The following is a 9,011-nucleotide window of genomic DNA, read 5'->3' on the forward strand; positions in this document are numbered from 1 at the left end:
CCGCTATTTCTTTAATCAGCGAAGATCCCCTCGCTGATTAAAATATTTAGAGAAAGACAGGGAAGGCGGAATGATGGCACTGATATGACAAAGTGAATTCCGTATTCAAACATAAGGAACCCGCAAAAAGGCTACAGTTGCCTACTGGCTGACCAAAGGGGACCGCGTGGGTATAACCTTCCTGCTGGCATGCGCGATCGGCGATCCCGCGACTGACATAACGATCGGTATGGGCATGCTGCAAAAAAGCCTGGTCATAAACTAACCGTACAATACCTGTTGCCGCGTCAACTTCGCTCACATGGGCTTGGCGAGTAACCGTACACCCCGCCAGCGTTATTAATGAAAGAGTCAGAATCAGAAGTCTCATGGTCCAGCCAGAAGAGTAAGAGAAAGCACTATTTTACGCGTTACAGTGCTGCGACAATGGCCGGAAAAGACGCCTGGCAGGCGCTATTTCTTGCCATCTGTAGGTGTCAGAAATAGGGGGGCTGTTTTTTGATTATCATTTTTATAACATTAAAGGGGTATTTATGTGATTTGTATCACATAAAGATTGATTTTTGTGATGGTTGTCATATTATAAGCGCAAAGACAATAACACCTGTATAACAAATGGTCGGAGTGCCGCGATGAAACTGCGCAAAATCCTGAAAAGTATGTTCAATAACTATTGCAAGACGTTCAAAGACGTACCGCCAGGCAATATGTTCCGATAACAAAAAACCTGCTCCGGCAGGTTTTTTTGTGTCCTGATGACGGTGGATGTGACTATCGCTGAAGATGTGAAGCCGCTACTATAACGGCTTTCAAAATGCTATCAGGAGTTTACGATGTCCCAGCCGCTGAATGCCGATCAGGAACTGGTTTCTGATGTGGTTGCTTGCCAGTTGGTTATCAAACAAATTCTGGATGTTCTCGATGTAATCGCGCCCGTTGAAGTTCGTGAAAAAATGTCCAGTCAGCTGAAGAATATCGACTTTACTAACCATCCCGCCGCCGCAGACCCGGTCACCATGCGGGCAATCCAAAAAGCCATCGCGCTTATTGAACTCAAGTTTACCCCACAGGGTGAATCCCATTAAAAAAACCGCTGCTTCAAACAGATGAGGCAGCGGTTTCTCAAAACCTTCATCGGCGCAATGCATTAGCGCCGATGATGATCAATGCAGCTGGTGTGACACGACATTCAGAACATGTTGGTCGGTCTGCACAGGGCACATACCCGCAAGTTTCGCACTGCGCACTTCATCAAGAATGGTTTGCAGCAACAGACCATCATGCTGCTGTTCTTTTTCCAGATCGCGCAGGAAATTGACGGTTGAATCATCATTCAGTTCTTTCGCTTCATCGGCTAACTGTGCCAACGTACTAGAACGTTGCTCGTATTCTTCCATCGTTTTTTGGAACAGTTCTTCCAGAGAGTTCAGTTTTTCACCGGGAACATCAATGGCTTTAACGATGGGGGTAGCGCCGACACTCTTCATAAAGTTAAACATGCGCATCATTTGGGTCACATTACTCTGTGCCTGGGCGCGAAGGAAAGTGGCGGTGCCGTTCAGACTCTGTTCAGAACACCAGTTACTCAGGTGAAGGTAGAGATTGGATGCGTAAAACTCGCGGTTCATTTGAGAGTTGAGTTTGAGAAGCATTCCAGCGGTTGCCATACCTAATATCCTTATATCCAGAAGTGGAGAGGTGCAAGATAAATCAAAACACCATAATTACTGTTTGCAGAATAATTCCTTTCTGCCGGTCCGAAATGTGATCGTGGAGTCAATTCTGACGATGATCTGAAATAAGAATAACGTCTGAACGGGTATAAGAAAATGCTTAAATCATCAAGTTTATATATTTTTACATTTCATTGATGAAATCAATGTAACTGCAATGAATTTTAATGATAGTGCTTTTTGTATCTTGTTGATATTAATCAATGAATTTGAATTCATGATGAAGTGATGATTTTATAAAACGTTTTTTCATTTTTGCGAGATGGCTCTCATTATACGTGTTCTGTTAATTAATGAGCACAGTGATAATTAATGACGAAATGAATGACGTGCATTTTCCACATCTTTGAGTTGCGGTTATTACACCATTTCAAAAACTCAACGCCAGGTAATGCGGCCTATTGACTGGTTAAAAAGAAGACATCCCGCATGGGTACCAAAGACAACAAGGATTTCCAGGCTAATCTTATGGATTAATCTGCTGTGCATTCGACAATTTGTCTGACAAATTGGCTTTCCCTTATGTCTTTTCCCGCTAAATTTATGCACGTTCTCACTGTAATTCTGCGATGTGATATTGCTCTCCTATGGAGAATTAATTTCTCGCTAAAACTATGTCAACACGGTCACTTATCTTTTAGTTAAAAGGTAATGCTTTGTTTTCCGATTAATTTAACGAAAGTCATTCGTTTTTGCCCTACACAAAACGACACTAAAGCTGGAGAGAACCATGCACAAATTTACTAAAGCCCTGGCAGCCATTGGTCTGGCAGCCGTTATGTCACAATCCGCTATGGCGGAGAACCTGAAGCTCGGTTTTCTGGTGAAGCAACCGGAAGAGCCGTGGTTCCAGACCGAATGGAAGTTTGCCGATAAAGCCGGGAAGGATTTAGGGTTTGAGGTTATTAAGATTGCCGTGCCGGATGGCGAAAAAACATTGAACGCGATCGACAGCCTGGCTGCCAGTGGCGCAAAAGGTTTCGTTATTTGTACTCCGGACCCCAAACTCGGCTCTGCCATCGTCGCGAAAGCGCGTGGCTACGATATGAAAGTCATTGCCGTGGATGACCAGTTTGTTAACGCCAAAGGTAAGCCAATGGATACCGTTCCGCTGGTGATGATGGCGGCGACTAAAATTGGCGAACGTCAGGGTCAGGAACTGTATAAAGAGATGCAGAAACGTGGCTGGGATGTCAAAGAAAGCGCGGTGATGGCGATTACCGCCAACGAACTGGATACGGCACGTCGCCGTACAACGGGTTCTATGGATGCGCTGAAAGCGGCCGGATTCCCGGAAAAACAAATTTATCAGGTACCTACCAAATCTAACGACATCCCGGGGGCATTTGACGCTGCCAACTCAATGCTGGTTCAACATCCGGAAGTTAAACATTGGCTGATCGTCGGTATGAACGACAGCACCGTGCTGGGCGGCGTACGCGCGACGGAAGGTCAGGGCTTTAAAGCTGCCGATATCATCGGCATTGGCATTAACGGTGTGGATGCGGTGAGCGAACTGTCTAAAGCACAGGCAACCGGCTTCTACGGTTCCCTGCTGCCAAGCCCGGACGTACATGGCTATAAATCCAGCGAAATGCTTTACAACTGGGTAGCAAAAGACGTTGAACCGCCAAAATTTACCGAAGTTACCGACGTGGTGCTGATCACGCGTGACAACTTTAAAGAAGAACTGGAGAAAAAAGGTTTAGGCGGTAAGTAATTTGCCGGAAAAATTCCCCTCTGCATGATGCAGAGGGGGTGTGAACGACCAGTGATTCACGGAGACGTTATGCAACAGTCTACCCCGTATCTCTCATTTCGCGGCATCGGTAAAACGTTTCCCGGCGTTAAGGCGCTGACGGATATTAGTTTTGACTGCTATGCCGGTCAGGTTCATGCGTTGATGGGTGAAAATGGCGCAGGAAAATCAACTCTCTTAAAAATCCTCAGCGGCAACTATGCGCCAACCACGGGTTCTGTAGTGATTAATGGGCAGGAAATGTCCTTTTCCGACACGACCGCAGCACTTAACGCGGGTGTGGCGATTATTTACCAGGAACTGCATCTCGTGCCGGAAATGACCGTCGCGGAAAACATCTATCTCGGCCAGCTGCCGCATAAAGGCGGCATTGTGAATCGCTCATTGCTGAATTATGAGGCGGGTTTACAACTTAAACATCTTGGTATGGATATTGACCCGGACACGCCGCTGAAATATCTCTCCATTGGTCAGTGGCAGATGGTTGAAATCGCCAAGGCGCTGGCGCGTAACGCTAAAATTATCGCCTTTGATGAGCCAACCAGCTCCCTTTCTGCCCGCGAAATCGACAATCTTTTCCGCGTTATTCGTGAACTGCGAAAAGAGGGGCGGGTGATCTTATACGTTTCTCACCGTATGGAAGAAATATTTGCCCTCAGCGATGCCATCACTGTCTTTAAAGATGGACGTTATGTCAAAACCTTTACCGATATGCAGCAGGTTGACCACGACGCGCTGGTGCAGGCGATGGTCGGGCGCGACATTGGCGATATCTACGGCTGGCAACCTCGTAGTTATGGCGAGGAGCGCCTGCGTCTTGATGCTGTGAAAGCACCAGGCGTGCGTACGCCAATAAGTCTGGCGGTTCGCAGTGGTGAAATTGTTGGGCTGTTTGGTCTGGTAGGGGCGGGGCGTAGCGAATTAATGAAAGGCTTGTTTGGCGGGACGCAAATCACCGCCGGTCAGGTTTATATCGACCAACAGCCGATCGATATTCGTAAACCGAGCCACGCCATTGCCGCAGGCATGATGCTCTGCCCGGAAGATCGCAAAGCGGAAGGCATTATTCCCGTGCACTCCGTTCGCGACAATATCAACATCAGTGCCAGACGTAAACATGTGCTCGGCGGTTGTGTAATCAACAACGGTTGGGAAGAAAACAATGCCGATCACCACATTCGTTCGCTCAACATCAAAACGCCGGGCGCTGAGCAACTGATCATGAATCTCTCAGGCGGAAATCAGCAAAAAGCCATTCTGGGCCGCTGGTTATCGGAAGAGATGAAGGTCATTTTGCTGGATGAACCTACGCGCGGCATTGATGTTGGTGCTAAGCACGAAATATATAACGTAATTTATGCGCTGGCGGCGCAGGGTGTGGCGGTGCTGTTTGCCTCCAGCGACTTACCTGAAGTCCTCGGCGTTGCCGACCGGATTGTGGTGATGCGGGAAGGTGAAATCGCCGGTGAATTGTTACACGAGCAGGCAGATGAGCGTCAGGCACTGAGCCTTGCGATGCCTAAAGTCAGCCAGGCAGTTGCCTGAGTAAGGAGAGTATGATGTCTTCTGTTTCTACATCGGGTTCTGGCGCACCTAAGTCGTCATTCAGCTTCGGGCGTATCTGGGATCAGTACGGCATGCTGGTGGTGTTTGCGGTGCTCTTTATCGCCTGTGCCATTTTTGTCCCAAATTTTGCCACCTTCATTAATATGAAAGGGTTGGGCCTGGCAATTTCCATGTCGGGGATGGTGGCGTGTGGCATGTTGTTCTGCCTTGCTTCCGGTGACTTTGACCTTTCTGTCGCCTCCGTAATTGCCTGTGCGGGTGTCACCACGGCGGTGGTTATCAACCTGACTGAAAGCCTGTGGATTGGCGTGGCAGCGGGGTTGCTGCTTGGCATTCTCTGTGGCCTGGTCAATGGCTTTGTTATCGCCAAACTGAAAATAAATGCTCTGATCACAACACTGGCAACGATGCAGATTGTTCGAGGTCTGGCGTACATCATTTCAGACGGTAAAGCGGTCGGTATCGAAGATGAAAGCTTCTTTGCCCTTGGTTACGCTAACTGGTTCGGTCTGCCTGCGCCAATCTGGCTCACCGTCGCGTGTCTGATTATCTTTGGTTTGTTGCTGAATAAAACCACCTTTGGTCGTAACACCCTGGCGATTGGCGGGAACGAAGAGGCTGCGCGTCTGGCGGGTGTACCGGTTGTTCGCACCAAAATTATTATCTTTGTTCTCTCTGGCCTGGTATCTGCGATAGCCGGAATTATTCTGGCTTCACGTATGACTAGTGGGCAGCCAATGACGTCGATTGGTTATGAGCTTATTGTTATCTCCGCCTGCGTTTTAGGTGGCGTTTCTCTGAAAGGTGGCATCGGAAAAATCTCATATGTGGTGGCGGGTATCTTAATTTTAGGCACCGTGGAAAACGCCATGAACCTGCTTAATATTTCTCCTTTCGCGCAGTACGTGGTTCGCGGCTTAATCCTGCTGGCAGCGGTGATCTTCGACCGTTACAAGCAAAAAGCGAAACGCACTGTCTGATGCTTTTTTCCACAACAATTTAACGTTTTTTCCCACCACAGCCAGCCGCCACAACGGTTGGCTGTTCTTCATTGCAAATGGCGACCCCCGTCACACTGTCTATACTTACATGTCTGTAAAGCGCGTTCTGCGCAAAACAATAAGAAAAGAGAAGGAGGAGAGCCGGGTGACAGAACCGTTAACCGAAACCCCTGAACTATCCGCGAAATATGCCTGGTTTTTTGATCTTGATGGAACGCTGGCGGAAATCAAACCGCATCCCGATCAGGTCGTCGTGCCTGACAACATTCTGCAAGGACTACAGCTACTGGCAACCGCAAGTGATGGTGCATTGGCATTGATATCAGGGCGCTCAATGGTGGAGCTTGACGCACTGGCAAAACCTTATCGCTTCCCGTTAGCGGGCGTGCATGGGGCGGAGCGCCGTGACATCAATGGTAAAACGCATATCGTTCATCTGCCGGATGCGATTGCGCGTGATATTAGCGTGCAACTGCATACAGTCATCGCTCAGTATCCCGGCGCGGAGCTGGAGGCGAAAGGGATGGCTTTTGCGCTGCATTATCGTCAGGCTCCGCAGCATGAAGACGCATTAATGACATTAGCGCAACGTATTACTCAGATCTGGCCACAAATGGCGTTACAGCAGGGAAAGTGTGTTGTCGAGATCAAACCGAGAGGTACCAGTAAAGGTGAGGCAATTGCAGCTTTTATGCAGGAAGCTCCCTTTATCGGGCGAACGCCCGTATTTCTGGGCGATGATTTAACCGATGAATCTGGCTTCGCAGTCGTTAACCGACTGGGCGGAATGTCAGTGAAAATTGGCACAGGTGCAACTCAGGCATCATGGCGACTGGCGGGTGTGCCGGATGTCTGGAGCTGGCTTGAAATGATAACCACCGCATTACAACAAAAAAGAGAAAATAACAGGAGTGATGACTATGAGTCGTTTAGTCGTAGTATCTAACCGGATTGCACCACCAGACGAGCACGCCGCCAGTGCCGGTGGCCTTGCCGTTGGCATACTGGGGGCACTGAAAGCCGCAGGCGGACTGTGGTTTGGCTGGAGTGGTGAAACAGGGAATGAGGATCAGCCACTAAAAAAGGTGAAAAAAGGTAACATTACGTGGGCCTCTTTTAACCTCAGCGAACAGGACCTTGACGAATACTACAACCAATTCTCCAATGCCGTTCTCTGGCCCGCTTTTCATTATCGGCTCGATCTGGTGCAATTTCAGCGTCCTGCCTGGGACGGCTATCTACGCGTAAATGCGTTGCTGGCAGATAAATTACTGCCGCTGTTGCAAGACGATGACATTATCTGGATCCACGATTATCACCTGTTGCCATTTGCGCATGAATTACGCAAACGGGGAGTGAATAATCGCATTGGTTTCTTTCTGCATATTCCTTTCCCGACACCGGAAATCTTCAACGCGCTGCCGACATATGACACCTTGCTTGAACAGCTTTGTGATTATGATTTGCTGGGTTTCCAGACAGAAAACGATCGTCTGGCGTTCCTGGATTGTCTTTCTAACCTGACCCGCGTCACGACACGTAGCGCAAAAAGCCATACAGCCTGGGGCAAAGCATTTCGAACAGAAGTCTACCCGATCGGCATTGAACCGAAAGAAATAGCCAAACAGGCTGCCGGGCCACTGCCGCCAAAACTGGCGCAACTTAAAGCGGAACTGAAAAACGTACAAAATATCTTTTCTGTCGAACGGCTGGATTATTCCAAAGGTTTGCCAGAGCGTTTTCTCGCCTATGAAGCGTTGCTGGAAAAATATCCGCAGCATCATGGTAAAATTCGTTATACCCAGATTGCACCAACGTCGCGTGGTGATGTGCAAGCCTATCAGGATATTCGTCATCAGCTCGAAAATGAAGCTGGACGAATTAATGGTAAATACGGGCAATTAGGCTGGACGCCGCTTTATTATTTGAATCAGCATTTTGACCGTAAATTACTGATGAAAATATTCCGCTACTCTGACGTGGGCTTAGTGACGCCACTGCGTGACGGGATGAACCTGGTAGCAAAAGAGTATGTTGCTGCTCAGGACCCAGCCAACCCGGGCGTTCTTGTTCTTTCGCAATTTGCGGGAGCGGCAAACGAGTTAACGTCGGCGTTAATTGTTAACCCCTACGATCGTGACGAAGTTGCAGCTGCGCTGGATCGTGCATTGACTATGTCGCTGGCGGAACGTATTTCCCGTCATGCAGAAATGCTGGACGTTATCGTGAAAAACGATATTAACCACTGGCAGGAGTGCTTCATTAGCGACCTAAAGCAGATAGTTCCGCGAAGCGCGGAAAGCCAGCAGCGCGATAAAGTTGCTACCTTTCCAAAGCTTGCGTAGGAGCGGTTAATCTCCCGTAAGTGGAACTAACAGCACATCGACCTCACTTGAGGCAATAACTCTTTTCGCCGAGCAGGATGCTCGCGAAAAGAAACTGTGATTGTGATTACCGCAAATCACCAAATCGAAATGATGTTTGTGACATACTTCCAGAATATGTTCGCTTAACTCACCGTAGGCAATAAACGTCTTGTCAACGGGATACCCCGCATCCTGAATTAACTTATCAAGAAAGCTTTGCGTTTCTTCTTGCATCACGCTGCGTAAATCTTCAAGCATCGGCGCGGCTAATTGATTGTACATTTCCGGGTCGGAAGCGAGAGTAATTAAACTGATGTGTCCCTTTACTGGCCTGGCGATAGATACCGCTTTTGCCAGCAGTTGCTGACTTTCCGGTGTAACCGCAACAGCGACAAGAATATTGCTATAGCTCATAACCTGTTCCTTATTCTGTGAACTTCAGGTGACATTAAAGCTTTACTCCTAATGGAGAAACGACGCAATCCCAACTCGGTCAAACAGGTAAATATTAGTCTGATTATTAGTAAAGACAATTAATCAATCACTCCCGGTGATCATATAATTTCAAATGTAATTATAAGAAAAT

At 48.0% G+C, this 9,011-nt stretch carries 10 protein-coding genes; 7 read left to right on the forward strand and 3 right to left on the reverse strand.

The genetic code is table 11. The features are described 5' to 3' along the window. Positions 1–46: 46 nt before the first annotated feature. Positions 47–370: a YecR-like lipofamily protein gene (locus QZF50_RS20900; protein ID WP_001237869.1), complete on the reverse strand. Its 324-nt coding sequence runs from the start codon at positions 368–370 to the stop codon at positions 47–49. Positions 371–632: 262 nt separating this feature from the next. Between QZF50_RS20900 and azuC the strand changes: the two genes are divergently transcribed. Both azuC and yecJ read left to right on the forward strand, forming a co-directional pair. After that, positions 633–719 carry a stress response protein AzuC gene (gene azuC / locus QZF50_RS20905; RefSeq protein ID WP_010723106.1) on the forward strand — a complete coding sequence of 29 codons (87 nt, stop codon included), beginning with the start codon at positions 633–635 and terminating at the stop codon, positions 717–719. 114 nt (positions 720–833) lie between these two features. Next, on the forward strand, positions 834–1,085 hold the full coding sequence (gene yecJ / locus QZF50_RS20910) for a DUF2766 family protein YecJ (protein WP_000082127.1): 252 nt from the start codon (positions 834–836) through the stop codon (positions 1,083–1,085). Positions 1,086–1,163: 78 nt separating this feature from the next. Here yecJ and QZF50_RS20915 read toward each other — a convergent pair whose 3' ends face one another. Next, the gene (locus QZF50_RS20915) at positions 1,164–1,667 is read right to left on the reverse strand and encodes a non-heme ferritin-like protein (RefSeq protein WP_000179469.1); all 504 of its coding nucleotides are present in this window, start codon (positions 1,665–1,667) and stop codon (positions 1,164–1,166) included. A 796-nt stretch (positions 1,668–2,463) separates the two neighbouring features. Here QZF50_RS20915 and araF point away from each other — a divergent pair. From araF to otsA, 5 genes are all read left to right on the forward strand, one after another. Then, positions 2,464–3,453 (forward strand): arabinose ABC transporter substrate-binding protein AraF, encoded by a 990-nt coding sequence (gene araF / locus QZF50_RS20920; protein ID WP_000548675.1) that lies wholly within the window; start codon positions 2,464–2,466, stop codon positions 3,451–3,453. A gap of 69 nt (positions 3,454–3,522) precedes the next feature. Then, positions 3,523–5,037 carry an arabinose ABC transporter ATP-binding protein AraG gene (gene araG / locus QZF50_RS20925; RefSeq protein ID WP_001187810.1) on the forward strand — a complete coding sequence of 505 codons (1,515 nt, stop codon included), beginning with the start codon at positions 3,523–3,525 and terminating at the stop codon, positions 5,035–5,037. Positions 5,038–5,051: 14 nt separating this feature from the next. Then, positions 5,052–6,038, forward strand: a complete 987-nt coding sequence (gene araH, locus QZF50_RS20930; protein ID WP_000100203.1) for an arabinose ABC transporter permease AraH — start codon at positions 5,052–5,054, stop codon at positions 6,036–6,038. A gap of 166 nt (positions 6,039–6,204) precedes the next feature. After that, positions 6,205–7,005, forward strand: coding sequence for a trehalose-phosphatase (otsB, locus tag QZF50_RS20935; RefSeq protein ID WP_001295645.1), 801 nt, complete (start codon positions 6,205–6,207; stop codon positions 7,003–7,005). Continuing rightward, on the forward strand, positions 6,980–8,404 hold the full coding sequence (gene otsA / locus QZF50_RS20940) for an alpha,alpha-trehalose-phosphate synthase (protein WP_001295646.1): 1,425 nt from the start codon (positions 6,980–6,982) through the stop codon (positions 8,402–8,404). The genes otsB and otsA overlap by 26 nt, the downstream gene beginning before the upstream one ends. Before the next feature lie 6 nt (positions 8,405–8,410). Here otsA and uspC read toward each other — a convergent pair whose 3' ends face one another. After that, positions 8,411–8,839, reverse strand: a complete 429-nt coding sequence (uspC, locus tag QZF50_RS20945; RefSeq protein ID WP_000122426.1) for a universal stress protein UspC — start codon at positions 8,837–8,839, stop codon at positions 8,411–8,413. Positions 8,840–9,011 lie beyond the last annotated feature (172 nt).

Origin of the sequence: uncultured Escherichia sp., from assembly GCF_948475835.1 — a bacterium.
Taxonomy (GTDB): Bacteria; Pseudomonadota; Gammaproteobacteria; order Enterobacterales; family Enterobacteriaceae; genus ECMA0423.